Source organism: Mycobacteriales bacterium, assembly GCA_036497565.1.
Classification (GTDB): domain Bacteria; phylum Actinomycetota; class Actinomycetes; order Mycobacteriales; family QHCD01; genus DASXJE01.
The window spans coordinates 1-15,031 of sequence record DASXJE010000064.1 but is presented as its reverse complement, the minus strand read 5'-3'; the positions used below and the strand labels follow the sequence as shown (position 1 = coordinate 15,031).

At 68.8% G+C, this 15,031-nt stretch carries 11 protein-coding genes; 6 read left to right on the top strand and 5 right to left on the bottom strand.

Annotated features, from left to right (window positions below; translation table 11 throughout):
• A partial coding sequence (locus tag VGH85_05445) for a phosphotransferase (GenBank protein ID HEY2173240.1) occupies positions 1-401 on the top strand: 401 nt, incomplete at its 5' end.
• Here VGH85_05445 and VGH85_05440 read toward each other — a convergent pair.
• Positions 319-2,472 (bottom strand): alpha-galactosidase, encoded by a 2,154-nt coding sequence (locus VGH85_05440; protein HEY2173239.1) that lies wholly within the window; start codon positions 2,470-2,472, stop codon positions 319-321. The genes VGH85_05445 and VGH85_05440 overlap by 83 nt on opposite strands.
• Positions 2,360-4,375, bottom strand: coding sequence for an ATP-dependent helicase (locus VGH85_05435; GenBank protein HEY2173238.1), 2,016 nt, complete (start codon positions 4,373-4,375; stop codon positions 2,360-2,362). Before VGH85_05435 ends, VGH85_05440 begins: the two co-directional genes overlap by 113 nt.
• A 67-nt stretch (positions 4,376-4,442) precedes the next feature.
• Between VGH85_05435 and VGH85_05430 the strand changes: the two genes are divergently transcribed.
• From VGH85_05430 to VGH85_05415, 4 genes are all read left to right on the top strand, one after another.
• On the top strand, positions 4,443-5,297 hold the full coding sequence (locus VGH85_05430; protein ID HEY2173237.1) for an oxidoreductase: 855 nt from the start codon (positions 4,443-4,445) through the stop codon (positions 5,295-5,297).
• A 233-nt stretch (positions 5,298-5,530) separates the two neighbouring features.
• Positions 5,531-6,955, top strand: coding sequence for a hypothetical protein (locus tag VGH85_05425; GenBank protein ID HEY2173236.1), 1,425 nt, complete (start codon positions 5,531-5,533; stop codon positions 6,953-6,955).
• Positions 6,956-7,092: 137 nt separating this feature from the next.
• A complete protein-coding gene (locus VGH85_05420; protein HEY2173235.1) occupies positions 7,093-8,481 on the top strand; it encodes a glutamate decarboxylase in 1,389 nt (462 codons plus the stop codon).
• Positions 8,482-8,489: 8 nt separating this feature from the next.
• Complete coding sequence (locus tag VGH85_05415; GenBank protein HEY2173234.1) at positions 8,490-9,170, top strand: GAP family protein; 681 nt, start codon at positions 8,490-8,492, stop codon at positions 9,168-9,170.
• 4 nt (positions 9,171-9,174) lie between these two features.
• Here the strand turns inward: VGH85_05415 and VGH85_05410 are convergent, their stop codons facing one another.
• On the bottom strand, positions 9,175-10,611 hold the full coding sequence (locus VGH85_05410; protein HEY2173233.1) for an ATP-binding protein: 1,437 nt from the start codon (positions 10,609-10,611) through the stop codon (positions 9,175-9,177).
• Entirely contained in the window at positions 10,608-12,284 is a 1,677-nt protein-coding gene (locus VGH85_05405) for an FAD-dependent oxidoreductase (GenBank protein HEY2173232.1), read from the bottom strand. The genes VGH85_05410 and VGH85_05405 overlap by 4 nt, the downstream gene beginning before the upstream one ends.
• Positions 12,285-12,468: 184 nt before the next feature.
• Here VGH85_05405 and VGH85_05400 point away from each other — a divergent pair, with 184 nt between their 5' ends.
• On the top strand, positions 12,469-13,755 hold the full coding sequence (locus VGH85_05400) for an MFS transporter (GenBank protein ID HEY2173231.1): 1,287 nt from the start codon (positions 12,469-12,471) through the stop codon (positions 13,753-13,755).
• Positions 13,756-13,815: 60 nt separating this feature from the next.
• On the opposite strand, the gene VGH85_05395 is transcribed toward VGH85_05400, so the two are convergent.
• On the bottom strand, positions 13,816-14,589 hold the full coding sequence (locus tag VGH85_05395) for a DUF6424 family protein (GenBank protein ID HEY2173230.1): 774 nt from the start codon (positions 14,587-14,589) through the stop codon (positions 13,816-13,818).
• Positions 14,590-15,031 lie beyond the last annotated feature (442 nt).

The following is a 15,031-nucleotide window of genomic DNA, read 5'->3' as shown; positions in this document are numbered from 1 at the left end:
TCCACGGTGATTGCCACACGGGCAACCTGCTGGTCGACGACTCCGGGGAGTTCTGCTGGGCCGACTGGCAGGAGGTGGGAGTCGGGCACGGCCCGGAGGACCTCGCGTTGCTCTGGCAGCGGGCCGAATTCGGCGGCGCCGTGCCACCTCGGCAGGCGATGCTCGACGCCTACCTGGCGGCACGCGGGTTGCCGAGCGGGCCGACCGAGTCGACCGACCCGGGAGCCGCGCGAGCCGCGGTCGCCGCCGAGCTCCGGCTGCTGCTCCTCGACTGGCCGTCCTACCTCCTCGGCGCCGACGACGCCGCCCGGGATCGGCTCATCCGCCGATTCCGGGAGCTTGCCCGTGCCTGGGCTCGAGAAGAAACAGCCACGACCGCGCACCGGTCGACGCTGTGGTGACCGGAAGGCCGGTGGCCAGAAGATCGGCGCCGCTGCGGGTCTGCGGTCCGCTGGGCTCGTCGAGAGCGTGGACGACGTATTCGGTGTCGGCCCGAAGCCGCGGCACCACCGCACGCGGCGGTTCCGCCGCACCGGGCAGCCGGAAGACGGCGATGAGGTGCCGGTCGCCGGCCGGGAGTTCGAGTTGGATGGCAGGCTGTCGCTCGCCGAGCCCCTCGCGTCGGGGCATCGCCGTCAGCCGGTGCAGCAGCCCGTCGACGACGAACGGCCGGATGACCTCCTGGTAGGTACGGACGTGCTCGGCGAGCCGGGATCGCAGGGGGCTGGGGAGCTCGGTCAGCCGGATCGACAGGCCGAAGCGGTGCAACATCGCGCCGCGGACCGCCGCGTCGAACTCCCCGACCGTGAGGCCGGGGTCGGTGACGTCGAAGGTCTGCTGTCGGTGGACGCCCCGCCACTCCGAGGAGCTCCAGTGCAGGATCGCCGACGGCGGCAGCATGAGGCTCGCTCCCCACGCCACCTGCAGATGGTGCTCGGGCCAGTCCGGGTCGGAGAGGAAGAAGCAGTGCACATGTCGGGCGAGGCCGAGGTCGATCCGTAGCCCTCCCGAGGAGCAGGCCTCGAGAACGACCTCGGGATGGCGTCGACGGAAGTCGTCGAGTACGCCGTAAAGGCCGACGTAATGCTCGAAGAGCCCGTCGCCCGCGCCGTGCCCGTGGTCGGTGCGCGAGCAACCCGCGCCCGGGTCGAGGTTGAAGTCGAGCTTGATCCACGTGCACCGCGTGCGCTCGACCAGCCCGTCGAGGACGCCGGCGGCGTGCTCCCGGCCGGTAGGCGATCCCAGGCAGACGTAGCCGAGCCAGCCCGGATCGTCCTGGTCGACCGGTCGCTGCGGGGGGTCGTCGTCCCGGCGGGCCATCAGCTCGGGTCGTTCGGTGCGGATCCGTGCACCGGCGCCGACCGCCTCGAGCTCGCACCAGATGCCGAACTGCATCCCCGCCTCGCGGACCTGCTGCGCAAGTCCGGTGATCCCCCCGGGGAACCGCGCGGTGTTTTCCCGCCCCCAGTCGCCGCGCAGCTGCCCCCAGTCGCTGTCCGGCGTCGGCTCGCCGAACCAGCCGGCGTCGAGCACGCAGATCTCGAAGCCCAGCGCCTGCGCGACCTCCGCGTTGGCGAGGAACACGTCGGCGGTGATGCCGCGGTCCTCGTAGGGCCACCAGTGGTTCCACTCGACGGGAATCGCGTCGCTCGCCACCGTGCGCGGCGACCACGTCCGTACGGCGCCGGCGAGGGCGCCGGCCGTGTCGTCGACCGTCTCCCCGGTCGCCAGCACCACGTCCGGGGCGGAGAACGAGTCACCCGGGGCGATCGAGCGGGCGAAGCGCCAGGGCGAGATGCCCGCGGTCACCGCGTCGGGGTGGCCGGCTGGGTCGACCTGCACCCGGATCCGCCAGTTGCCGCTCCAGGCCGGGGCCACGACGACCGCTCCGCCGCCCGATCGGTGCAGAGCACACCAGGGATGCCAGCCGTTCGACGACCGGCCGGTGACCGAGGACAGCTCCACACTGTGTGCCAGGTCGAGGGTCACCGGTTCGAACTCCGATCCCCAGGACGACGTCAGCGCGTGCCCCTGCCACCGGCCGGTCCCGAGCTGCCCGCAGACCGGGTCGGCCGCCGTGACGGTGACTGCGTCCGCCGAACGGTTGTGCAGGTCCAGTCCGACCTCGCTCACCTCGCCCGCGGATGACGCGGTCGTGACGACGGTGAGGGTCGCCCGGAGCCCGCCCGCTCCGACGTCTCCGCGTACGACGACCTCGGTGACACCGTCCCCGAGGGTGCGTTCGGTGGTCGTCGCCCGCCCGAGTCCGCGGTGCTCCACGCCGTCGGCCACCACGTGCGGCGACGAGGACAGGTCGAGCAGCGGGGCCCCGCCCCGGGTGAGCACCAGCGGCACCGACTCAGGCCCACAACTCGTCGAGTGAAGGGAGGGTGACGCGCGCGGCAGTAGCGGCGGCGACGTCGGGCGCGGGCCGGACCGACGTGTCGTGGATGTCGAGGGTGGCCAGCGCATCGTCGGTGAGGAAGCGACTGGCCGGCGCGAGGCTGTGCCGGTCGTCGTGTGCTCGGCGGTGATGCGGCATGCGCAGCGGGGTGTAGAGCGTGAGGTCGTCACGCGCCCGGGTCGTGGCGACGTAGAAGAGCCGGTGTTCTTCGACCAGTCCGTCGTCGGTGGACAGAGCCATGTCGGACGGGAACGCGCCGTCGACGACGTGGATCACGTGCACCGTCGGCCACTCCAGACCCTTGGCGGAGTGCACGGTGGACAGCGTGAGGTAGTCGTCGTCCAGGTGCGGCGGGCCGGCCAGATCGGTGGTGGACGCGGGCGGGTCGAGGGTCAAGGCGGCGACGTAGTCGCCCAGGGTCGGGGCAGCGGCGGCAGCGGAGACCAGTCGGTCGAGGTCTCCCAGCCGCGCCGGGTGGTCGGCGTAACGGCTGACCACGAGCGGTCGCAGCAAGGTGAGGACGGCCGACGCGCGGTCGGCGACCGCCCGGTGGGACCGTGCTTCGGTGAGAGCGGAGAGCGTCGCATCGAGGCGAACCCGGCTGTGTGCCGGAGCCGCCGCCACGACCTCGGGCTGGCGCTCCTCGGCCGCGGCGTCGGCCGGCGCGAGCAGAGTGAGCAGGCCCCGGGCGCGCGCCGGGCCGATGCCGTCGTGCAGTCGGAGCACGCGGTACCAGGCGATCTCATCGGCCCTGTTGTCGAGCAGGCGCAGCCCGGCGAGGAAGTCCTTGATGTGCGCCGCCTCGAGGAACTTCAGCCCCCCGAACTTCACGAACGGCACCCGGCGGGCGGTCAGCTCGACTTCCAGCAGATCGCTGTGGTGACCGGCCCGCATCAGCACCGCCTGGTCACGAAGCCGCTGGCCCGCTTCGGCGGCATCCAACACGGCGTCGGTGACCAGCCTGGCCTCCTCGGGCGCGTCATAGCACCGGACCAGTCGGGCCGGCCGACCTCCGACCCGGTCCGAGTGCAGCCGCAGCGCCATGCCCTCCGTGCTCGGGCGTACGACGTTGGCCAGGTCGAGGAGGGGCTGCCGCGACCGGAAGTTGCGCTCCAGCCGCACCACCGACGCGCCCGGTGTCGACGTCGCGGTGTCGGTGAGGTGGCGGCTGTCGGCGCCGCGGAAGGCGTAAATGGCCTGTGCATCGTCTCCGACCACCGTGAGGCCGCGTCCGTCCGGCCGCAGCAGCCGCACGATGTCGACCTGGATCTGGTTGACGTCCTGGTATTCGTCGACGAGCACGTGGTCCCAACGTTTCGTCAGCGCCGGTCCCACTGCCGGGTCGAGCAGCAGGCTGCGCCAGGCCAGCAGCAGATCGTCGAAGTCCAGCAGCCCGCCCGCGCGCTTGCGCGACACGTAGTCCCGGAACAGCTCGAGGATCAGGTCGGTGTGCGGCTCACACCACGGGAACTCCTTGGCCAGCACCTCCCGCGCCGGACGGCCGGTGTTGACGGCCCGGGAGTAGACGTCGGCCAGGGTGTCCGCGCGGGGGAAGCGTTCGCTGCTCCCGCTCAGGTCGTGTTCGTGGCGCAGCAGGTCGATCAGATCCCGCGCGTCGCCGGCGTCGAGGACCGACAGATCCGGTGCGAGCCCGAGCGTCTGCGCGTGGGTCGACACCAGCTTGTGTGCAACCGCGTGGAAGGTGCCTCCCCACAGCCGGCTGACTGCGGAGCGGTCCCCACAGATCGCCGCCGCCCGGGCGAGCATGTCCTCCGCCGCGCGCCGGGTGAAGGTCAGCAGAAGAACCCGGCCCGGGTCGACACCACGGTCGACCAGCTGGGCGACGCGTGCCACGAGGGTGCGGGTCTTACCCGTGCCGGCGCCGGCCAGCACCACCAGCGGACCATCGCCGTGGGTGGCCGCCGCAAGCTGTGCGTCGTCCAGACCGGCGTCCCATCCCGACTCGAACATCTGTACGACGATACGGCGTCCGCGGCGCCCCGAACGGATCCGCCACGCGATGTTCTAGCCTTCGCTCATGGATCAATACCCACTGGGTGACGTCAAGGTGTCCCGGGTCGGTTTCGGCGCCATGCAGCTGCCCGGCCCCGGAGTGTTCGGGCCGCCGCGCGATCGGGACGAGGCGCTCGCCGTACTGCGCCGGGCGGTCGAGCTGGGAGTCGATCACATCGACACGGCCCAGTACTACGGCCCGGATGTCGCCAACGAGCTCATCCGCGAGGCGCTCCATCCATATCCCGACGGCCTGGCGCTGGTGAGCAAGGTCGGGGGCCGACGCGACGATGTCGGCCACTGGCTGCCCGACGACGAGCCCGACCAGCTGCGCCGCGGCATCGAGGACAATCTGCAGAGCCTCGGCGTCGACCGGCTGGCCGCCGTCAACCTCCGGATGATGGACGACACCGGGCCCGACAGCAGGTTCGACGCGCAGCTCGACGCGATGGCCCGCGCCCGCGACGATGGACTGATCGGCGGCATCGGCCTGAGCAACGTGACCCGCCGGCATCTGCTCCACGCGCTCGACCGCGTCCCCATCGCCTGCGTACAGAATCCGCTGAATCTCGTGGATCGCGCCTCGATGCCGGTCCTGGAGGAATGCTCCACCCGCGGAATCGCCTTCGTACCGTTCTTCCCGTTGGGCTCCGGCTTCACCAGCAGCAATCCGGTGCTGGGCAATGAGCACGTGCTCGCTGCCGCACAGCGGCTGCGTATCACGGTGGCCCAGGTGGCTCTGGCATGGGTATTGAGCCTTGCGCCCAACGTTCTCCTGATTCCCGGCACTTCTACCGTCGCGCATTTGGAGGACAACCTTGCCGTCGCCGACATCCGACTCGACGATCAGGCGCTACGGCAGTTGGCGGGCGCTGCATAGGCGATTGCGGGTGCGGTGGGTCGTGTCACCTGCACATAGGTCTATCGACAGACGTGATTGTTTTTTCTCGATACTCAGTGCGGTGTCGATCGATAACAGGCTATTGGCGCAATCGGGTCAGGAATAAGGCGAGTTTTCCAAACCCGCTTCCCGAATTCGCATAGGGATTACGCTGAGCCGTTATTGACCGCTCGGATCAACGAAATCCGGGACACGTTGAGGTGAGGATAGACATGGCCGACGACCACGGTGACGTACGCCGCAACATGACGCGCAGAGGCTTGCTCACGGCCGGCGCCGCTGTAACTGCGGTCGGTGTAACGGAAGTCATCGCAGCGTCACCGGCATCCGCCGCAACGACACCGTGGAACATCACCGGCAACAGTGGTATCAAAACTGACGGCACGAACTTCCTCGGGACGACCACACCGGCCCCGATCATCTTCAAGACGCGAACGTCGACGACGACCCCGGTCACCGAGCGGATGCGGATGACGCGGGACGGCATGCTCGGGATCGGGATGACCAACCCGACGTCCCAACTCGACATCACGAGCACCCTGTCCATAGCCTCGCGAGCCACGACCAAGAGCACCAGCTCGTCGTCGAACGGAATCGCCGGTGTCGCCGCCGCGGGCACCGGTGTCGCAGGAACCTCGACCAGTCTCTACGGCGTCACCGGAAAGGGCGGCTATGCCGGCGTTCGCGGCGATGCTGCGTCCTATGGCGGCATTTTCGCCAGTTCTGCATCGGGCGGCATCGGTGTCTACGGCTCGGGAAACGGCTACGGGCTCTACGCCACGGGATCCACTTATGGCGGCTTCGGGTCGGGGACCACCTACGGGTTCTACGGGTCGGGCGCGACTGGCGTCAACGGGTCAGGTACGACGACCGGTGTCAACGGCACGACGACGAACGTCAACGGGAATGCGGTCCACGGGACCGGCGGCCAGTACGGCGTACACGGTGAGGGTGGCCGTACCGCCGGCACCCGTGGTGACTCCGGCTACGTCGGTGCGTGGGGGCAGGGCACGACCTACGGCGTCTATGGCCTCGCTACCGACACCGCCAACCAGACCTACGGCGTCTTCGGGCAGGCGTCGAATGCCGCGGCCTTCGGGGTCTGGTCCCAGGGCAATGCCCACGTGGCCGGCACGTTGTCGAAGACGGCCGGGTCGTTCAAGATTGACCACCCGCTCGACCCCGAGCGCAAGTGGTTGCAGCACTCGTTCGTCGAGTCACCCGACATGATGAACGTCTACAACGGCAACGTCGTACTCGACGGCGCCGGGAAGGCCGTCGTCGAGCTCCCGGATTACTTCGACGCGCTGAACACCGACTTCCGCTATCAACTCACGCCGATCGGCGGCAGTGCGCCCATCTACATCGCCAGCAAGGTCAGCGGCAACAAGTTCGGCATCGCCGGCGGCACCCCCGGACTCGAGGTCTCGTGGCAGGTCACCGGTGTCCGTCAGGATGCCTACGCGAAGGCACACCGGATCAAGGTCGAGACGCCCAAGTCGAAGGAGGACCGGGGCACGCGGCAGTTCGTCCCGGCGAATTCGTCGGCGAAGCGGATGAGTGTCGGACCGCCGAAGGCGGACCCGCAAGCTGTCGCGCCCAAGGCACCGGCGATGAAGACTCCGACCCCGCGCTAAGGCCTGCTCGCCGCACGGCCGCCGTATTTGCGCACGCTCCCACCCGGCTTCATCCCGACGGGGTGATGCCGGCGTCGGCACGTCCGGAAAGGCTGGGGCATCGTCCATAGTGGGGCGACGTGGCGGCGGGAGGGTCGATGGTGAGCAGGCATACGTCGAGCGGGGAGCCGGACGCGGAATATACGGTGACCCCGGCCTACACCCAACGGCTCGACCTGCAGCCGATCCCCAAGTTCCGGATGCCGGATGAGGGCACCGAACCGGTGGCCGCCTACCGGCTGATTCACGACGAATTGCTGCTCGACGGCAGTTCCCGGCTGAACCTGGCGACCTTCGTCACGACGTGGATGGAGCCGGAGGCCGACCTGCTGATGGCCGAGGCGTTCGACAAGAACATGATCGACAAGGACGAGTATCCGCAGACCGCGGACATCGAGCGTCGCTGCGTCAACATGGTCGCCCACATGTTCAATGCCGATGCGCGCGGCAACGCCACGGGTACGTCGACGATCGGCTCGAGTGAGGCCGTGATGCTCGCCGGGCTGGCCATGAAATGGAAGTGGCGGTCCCGGCGGGTGGCCGCGAAGCAGCCGACGGACCGGCCGAACATGATTCTCGGATCCAACGTGCAGGTGGTGTGGGAGAAGTTCTGCCGCTACTGGGACGTCGAGCCGCGTTACATACCGATGCAGCCCGGTCGTTACGTCGTCACCCCGGACGAGGTCGTCGAGCGGATCGACGAAAACACCATTGGTGTCGTCGCGATCCTCGGCACCACCTACACCGGCGAATACGAGCCCATCAAGGAGATCCACGACGCGGTCGTCGCCCACAACGAGGCCAACGGGCTGTCGGTGCCGGTGCACGTGGATGCCGCGAGCGGCGGGTTCGTCGCGCCGTTCCTCCAGCCCGATCTCGAGTGGGACTTCCGGCTGCCGATGGTCAAGTCCATCAACGTCTCCGGTCACAAGTACGGGCTGGTCTACCCCGGTGTGGGATTCGTGGTCTGGCGCGAAGCCGAGGATCTCCCCGAGGACCTGGTCTTCCATGTGAACTACCTGGGTGGCGACATGCCCACCTTCACCCTCAACTTCTCCCGGCCGGGCAACCAGATCGTCGGCCAGTACTACAACTTCCTCCGGTTGGGCTGGTCCGGATACCGGAAGGTGATGCAGTCGCTGCGCGAGCTCGCCGTACGCACCGCGAAGCGGGTCGAAGAGGTGGGCCCGTTCACCCTGCTGAGCGACGGTACGGCGATCCCCGTCTTCTCCTTCATGCTCAAGAAGGACGTTCCCTATACCGTCTTCGACGTATCCGAACGGCTGCGGACCGACGGCTGGCAGGTCCCCGCCTACACCATGCCCGACGCCGCCACCGACGTCGCGGTGATGCGGGTCGTGGTCCGCGAAGGATTCAGCTACGACCTCTCCGAGGCGCTGATCGACTCGCTGAAGAATGCCGTCGACTTCCTCACCAAAAATCCTCCCCGGGCGTCGACGGCCCGGCCCGGTTTCAGCCACACGTAGCAGCCGTCGTGAACGGCTCGTTCTTCGGGCTGGCGATCATCGCCGCGCTGAATCCGAAACTGCTCGGCATCGATCTGCTGCTGATCGAAAACCGACGGCCGCAGATGATGTTCCTGTTGTTCCTGATCGGTGGAGCGGGCCTGAGCCTGTCCCTCGGCCTGCTCGACGTCCTTCTCCTGCACGCCGACGAGGTCAAGGCCCAGGGGCAAGCCAGTGCGACTCTCGAGCTCGCCGTCGGCATCCCGCTCATCCTCATCGGTGCCGTGATCGCCGCGAACCGGTTGCCCGCGTGGCGACCGAGCCGATGGCAGCGCCCCGGATCGATCGAGCGCAAGAAGCGGGAGAGTCGGGCTCAGCGAGCGCTGCGCAACCCACGTCCCGGCGTTGTCGTGCTGGTCGGCGCGCTGATGGGTACGCCGGGCGCCGCCTACATCACGGAGATGCACCATCTGATCAAGGGCACCCTGCCGACGGGGACCCAGATCGCCGCTGTGGTCGTCTTCGTCGCGATCCAGTTCGCCCTGGTGATTGTTCCGCTGGTGTTCCTGCTGATCTGGCCGGAGCGCACCAGGTCCGCGCTCCGCACGGCGACCGTGTGGCTCACCGGCCATGTCCGACTGCTCATCGCCGGCGTCGCGCTCGGCGTCGGGACCTACATGGCGGTCAGCGGCTTCCTCCGCCTCAGCTGAGTCCTTAGGTCCCGGTCGGCGGGGTCAGCGGAAGGCTGACCAGAAAGCGGGTGTCTCCCGGAACGGACTCCACCCGCAGGTCGCCGTGGTGCTTCTTCACGACGATCCGCCACGAGATGTCGAGTCCGAGCCCGGTGCCTTCGCCCACCGGTTTGGTGGTGAAGAAGGGCTCGAAGATGCGGTCCCGGATGTCGTCGGGGACGCCCGGCCCGGTGTCCCCGAATTCGACGAGCGCCTGGTCGCGGTCGAGGGACGTCCGTACGGTCAGCGTGCCCTTGCCATCCATCGCCGACACGGCGTTGTCGATGAGATTCGTCCACACCTGATTGAGCTCGGCGGCGTAGGCGGGGATCGGGGGCAATGTGCGGTCGTAGTCCTTGATCACCGAGATGCCGGCTCCGATCTTGCCGCCGAGCATCAGCAGGGTGCTGTCGAGCATCTCGTGCAGGTCGACCACCTGGTAGGGCGCCCGGTCGAGTTGTGAATACTGCTTGGCCGCGCCGACGAGGGACGAGATGCGGGCCGTGGAATCCTCGATCTCGTTCATCAGCAACTCGGTCTGAATGGTGTAGCTCAGCCAGCGCACGGCGCCGGGAAGAATGTCGTCGCCGACCGCGACGGCCACCTCCTCGAGCCAGGGAATGTCCAGTCCCGCCTGCACGAAGCCGGACGCGATGTCCCAGCTTTCGGTGATGCCGTGCTCGTCCATCCAGTCGGCGAGCTCGTCCTCACGGTCGGACGCCTCCATCGGGCTGAGCTCAGGCGCTTTGGGCACGCGTTCGACCGCGGCCTCCTGCAGCTTGACCAGCTTCTCGAGGCAGCTCCGGTCGATCGACCCGTTCGCGATGCCGCCGAGCTTGTGCCGCATCCCCGCGACCCGCTCCCGCAGCGCTGAGGTCGCGCGGCTGGCGGCGGCCGCCGGGTTGTTGAGCTCGTGCGTGAGCCCGGCGGAGAGCGAGCCGAGCGCGAGCAGCCGCTCGCGCTGGCCGACGGCCTGCTGGGTGTTCTTGATGCCGAAGAACAGCCCCTCGAGCATGTGCACGGCCATCGGGAACCAGTCCCGCATCATCTGCGCGAAGACCACGGCGTCGAGCACGAAGAACCGCGTGGGGACCGATACCCGCAGTGAGTTGTTGTAGATCTGCGGCACCTGGTCGCCGAGATAGGACTGGAAGGCTCCCGCGTAGACCCCCGGATCGGAGGTGCGGTTGACCTCGATGTCGTCGGCGCCGACCCGGCGTTCCAGCACCACGGTGCCTTCGAGCATGACGTAGAAGCACGTCGCCGCGTCGCCTTCGGAATAGACCTGGCCCGGCTCGACGAGTTCCACCCGCCCGTTGTCGCACAGCCAGTTCAGCTGGTCGGGGGTCAGCTTCTCGAACAGGAACAGGGAACGCAGTTCGTCGACGTCGCAGCGCAACGGCTGAACCTGCTCGGTCATAGCCTCTCCAGGTATCGGTGCACAAGCATCACAGCCATCGCGCCTTCCCCGACCGCCGAGGCGACCCGCTTGGCCGACTCGGCCCGGGCGTCGCCGGCCACGAACACTCCGGGCACGCTGGTTTCAAGGTGGTACGGCGCCCGGTCCAGGTCCCATCCCCGGGGCAACCGGCCCTCGACGGCCAGGTCGGGCCCCGCCACGACGAAGCCGCGCTCGTCGCGAATGACCACTCCGTCCAGCCAGTCGGTGAGCGGGGCGGCGCCGATGAAGACGAACAGCCATTGGGCGTCGACCATCTCGGTGGCGCCGGTGGCGGTGTCGTGGAGGGTCAAGCGCTCCAGGTGATCCGCGCCGTGCGCCTGCACGACCTCGGTGCAGGTGCGGACGGTGATCTCCGGGACGTCCTCGATCTGCTTGATCAGGTAATGGGACATGGACCGCTCGAGGGACCGGCCCCGCACCAGGATCGTCACGGACTTGGCTCCGCGGGCCAGGAAGACCGCGGACTGCCCGGCGGAGTTTGCGCCGCCGACGATGTAGACGTCCTGGCCGAGGCAGCCGGCCGCCTCGGTCAGCGCCGATCCGTAGAACACCCCGCGGCCGGTCAGGTCGTCGAGCCCGGACGCGGCCAACTGTCGGTAGGCGACTCCTGTCGCCAGGATGACCGAGTGGGCGTCGATCGCGTCGCCGTCGGCGAAGCGGACGCTGCGGGCGGAGCCCTTGACGTCGAGCCCGACGACGTCGCGGGTCGTGAGGACCTCCGCACCGAACCGGACCGCCTGGCGCCGGGCCCGGTCGGTCAGCTGTGCGCCGGACACGCCGTCCGGGAAGCCCAGGTAGTTTTCGATCCGCGAGCTCTGTCCCGCTTGTCCGCCGGTGGCCAGCCGCTCGACCAGGACGGTGCGGAGTCCCTCCGACGCGCCGTAGACCGCTGCGCCGAGGCCGGCCGGGCCGCCGCCGATGACGACGAGGTCGTAGAAATCCTTCGAGGGAGTGGTCGCGAGGCCGACGTGGGCGGCGAGATCGGCGTCGCTCGGCTCCACCAGCGCGTCACCCTCGGGGGTGATCACGACCGGCAGCGTGAGCCCGTCGGCGCCGGCGGCGGCAAGGAGGCGTTCGCCCTCGGGTTCGTCCGACGAGTACCAGCGATAGGGCACCTGGTTGCGGGCGAGGAACTCGCGGACCTCGGAGGATCGGCGCGACCACCGGTGGCCGACCATCTTGATCTCCGGGACCGGCCGGTAGTCCGCGTCGAGCCACGCGTCGAGCAGACCGTCGACCACCGGGTAGAGCTTCTCCTCCGGCGGGTCCCACGGCTTGAGCAGGTAGTGATCGAGATCGACGACGTTGATGGCGTCGATGGCCGCGCCGGTGTCGGCGTACGCCGTCAGCAGGACGCGCTTGGCGCCCGGATAGACGTCCATCGCACGCTCGAGGAACTCGATTCCGTTCATGTTCGGCATGCGGTAGTCCGCGAGGATCACGGCCACCAGGTCGCCGCGGAGCTTCATCTCCCGGAGTGCGTCCAGCGCGGAGGCACCGGACTCGGCACGCACGATCCGGTGCGTCTCTCCGTACTTGCGCCGGAGGTCCCGGGCGACGGCGCGCGACACCCCGGGGTCGTCGTCGACGGTCATGATCGCGATCCGCGCGCTGTCTGCCGGCCGGGTCATGTCAGGCGGCCTGGGTCCCGGAACATCCCTCGATGGTCTCACGCTCACGCCATGCTCGGCCGCGGGAATTGGGTTCGCCAAGGCCTCGCCCGCTGATACCGTCTGGGCATGTCAGCCAGCTCCTGACCCATTTGCGCACGCGGCATTCGACGTCGCGTGATCCACGCCGTCAGGAGCCCGATCCATGTTCGCCGCTCTGCTGTGGCGCCCGCGCCGGCCCGCAGATCCCACCCGCACCTATTACGCCGTCACCGGCTGGTCGTCGCTGCTCTTCGCGCTGACCTTCACCCTCAACCTGGTCTACTACGCCACCGACGTCTCGCTGAGTCCGCTGCAGATGGTGCTGGTCGGGACGGTCCTGGAAGCGGTCTGCTTTCTCTTCGAGACGCCCACCGGGATCGTCGCCGACCTCTACAGCCGTCGCCTTTCGATCATCATCGGGCTGGCGCTGATCGGCGCCGGCTTCGTCCTGCAAGGAGCCGTGCCGACGTTCGGTGCGGTGATCGGCGCGCAGGTGTTGTGGGGTATCGGGGTTACCTTCACTTCAGGCGCGACGCAGGCGTGGATCACCGACGAGGTCGGTGAGGAGCACATCGCGCACGTTTTCACCCGGGGCCAACAGTGGGAACTCGCGGCAGGCGTGGTCGGCACGGTCGCCGCGGGCGCACTCGGGTTGATCAGTCTGCGGGTGCCGATGCTCGTGTCCGGTGCCGGGTTCCTGGCCCTCACGGCCGCGATGCTGGCGGTCATGCCAGAGGCCCATTTCACCCCGACGCCCCGGGCAGGGCGGGGGACCTTCGGCCATATGGCGTCGTCGTTCGTCCGCGGCGCGAAGATCGTCCGTCGCGGCCAGATGGTGCGGTGGTTCTTTCTCGTCAGCCTGATCGTGGGGTTGTCGAGTGAGGCCGTCGACCGGCTGTGGACGCTGCGGATCCTGGACTTCGGCCTGCCCGAGCTCTTCGGGACCAGAAGCCCTGCGGTGTGGTTCACCGTGTTCGCCCTGATCGGGATGCTGCTCTCGCTGTTGACGTCGCTCGTCGTCAACCGCGTCTCCCCCGAACGGGTCAATTCACTGCACCCCAACCGGTTGCTAGCGCTGCTCGGCGCCGCGCAGGTCGTCGGAATTCTCGGTCTCGCCCTGGTGGGCAACCTCTGGCTCGCGCTCGCCGGCCTGTGGCTGCGCTCTGCGGCCGTGGCGCTGGCACAGCCGATCCAGGCGGCCTGGTTGAACCGCCTCATCGCCTCCGAGGCCCGCGCGACGGTCCTGTCGATGAACAGTCAGGTCGACGCCGTCGGGCAGATCGCCGGAGGACCACCGCTGGGCGTGCTCGCCAACCGGACGTCGGTGAGTGCGGCGCTGGTGACGTCCGCCGTCGTCCTCTCGCCCGTCGTACTCATCTACGCGCGGCTGCGACCGTCGCGGAAGCCCACCGAGCCTGCGGCGGTCGAGCGTCATTCCGCGTCAACGTGACGTTGATGCGGCTAGAGCGCTTGAACGTGACGTTCAAGCGGAATGGGGTCGCTGAGCCGGTTAGTTCTGGCGGGCGAAGGCCTGGATCGCGAGCGGGTGGTCGGCCGGGAGGATGACGGCCCGGTGGTCGCTCTGCGCCAGCGCGACCGCATCCCCGGCCGGCGTACCGTGCCGGGCGAAGACCAGCCGGGCCCGTCCGTCCCCCGATCCCCGCGGCGCGAGCGGTGTCACCGCGCCGTGCGAGCCGTCGGGCAGCGTGACCCACAGCTGGAAGTCGGTGAAGCGCAGGAAGTCGCCGGCCTTCACCGGCAGCGGGTAATGATGCTCACCGGGAACCGCCGGCAGGATGCCCTGGTGGTCGGCCTTGGAGAGCGGCACGCAGCTGTTGAACAGCGAGTCGGTCCAACGTCCGACGGTCGTCGCATCCGTGATCGGCGTCGACAGGATCTCCTCGGCGTGCGCGTAGCCGAGGTCGGCCAGCGCGGGCAGGGTTGCGGGAAATGCGCCGATCAGTTCGACGGCGTCTTGGCGCAGCCGTTCGACCTTGGCCGGGTCAGCGCAGAACTGCATGCTCCACTCGATGCCGGCGCGGGCCAGGAAGAGTCGCCAGCCGCTCGATCCGTGCACCCATAGGCTCCCGCCGTGGTGCATCTCCCACGGTCCGGGCCCGTACGGGTAGCCGTCCGGTGCCAGGGTTTCGAGGATCCGGTGCGTGGTCCGCTTGGCGGCGGTGAAGAACGTCGAGTCCTTGCGCTGGGGGTGATCGACGACGAACACGCTCCAGCCGTAGTTCTCGGTGTTCGTGGTGTGCGTGCCGGACCCGGTTTGCGTCATGTCGGCTCCCTCCGTCCTCCGAGTTTGACCGGTTTTCCGTCCCGGAGGGCGCACAACGGCCGGGAAGGTCGGCCGAATCCGGCGGATCTGCCCGATCGGTCCACCCGGCTTCGAGGGCTGAGCGGGGTCGGGGCTGGTTCGGGGTCGGCATCGACGGCGGGCATCATCGGACGCCGTACTCGCAAATCTGGCGCACTTTTGCGAGTAGAGCGCCCGATGTCGATCGGCCTACCCGCTCGGAATGCCGGCCTGGGCATCATCGTGCGCCGTACTCGCAAATGGGGCCCGATCATGCGAGTAGGACGCACGATGTCGGGCGGTTGCTCGGCGCCGGCACCCACGGCGGCGATCGTCGAGGCCCGTGGCGCGGCAGGTTTGCCCGATAGTGTCGGCCGATGGGTCGCGGCGACGGGAAGGTCCTGACCCCGCGCGCCCTCAACCG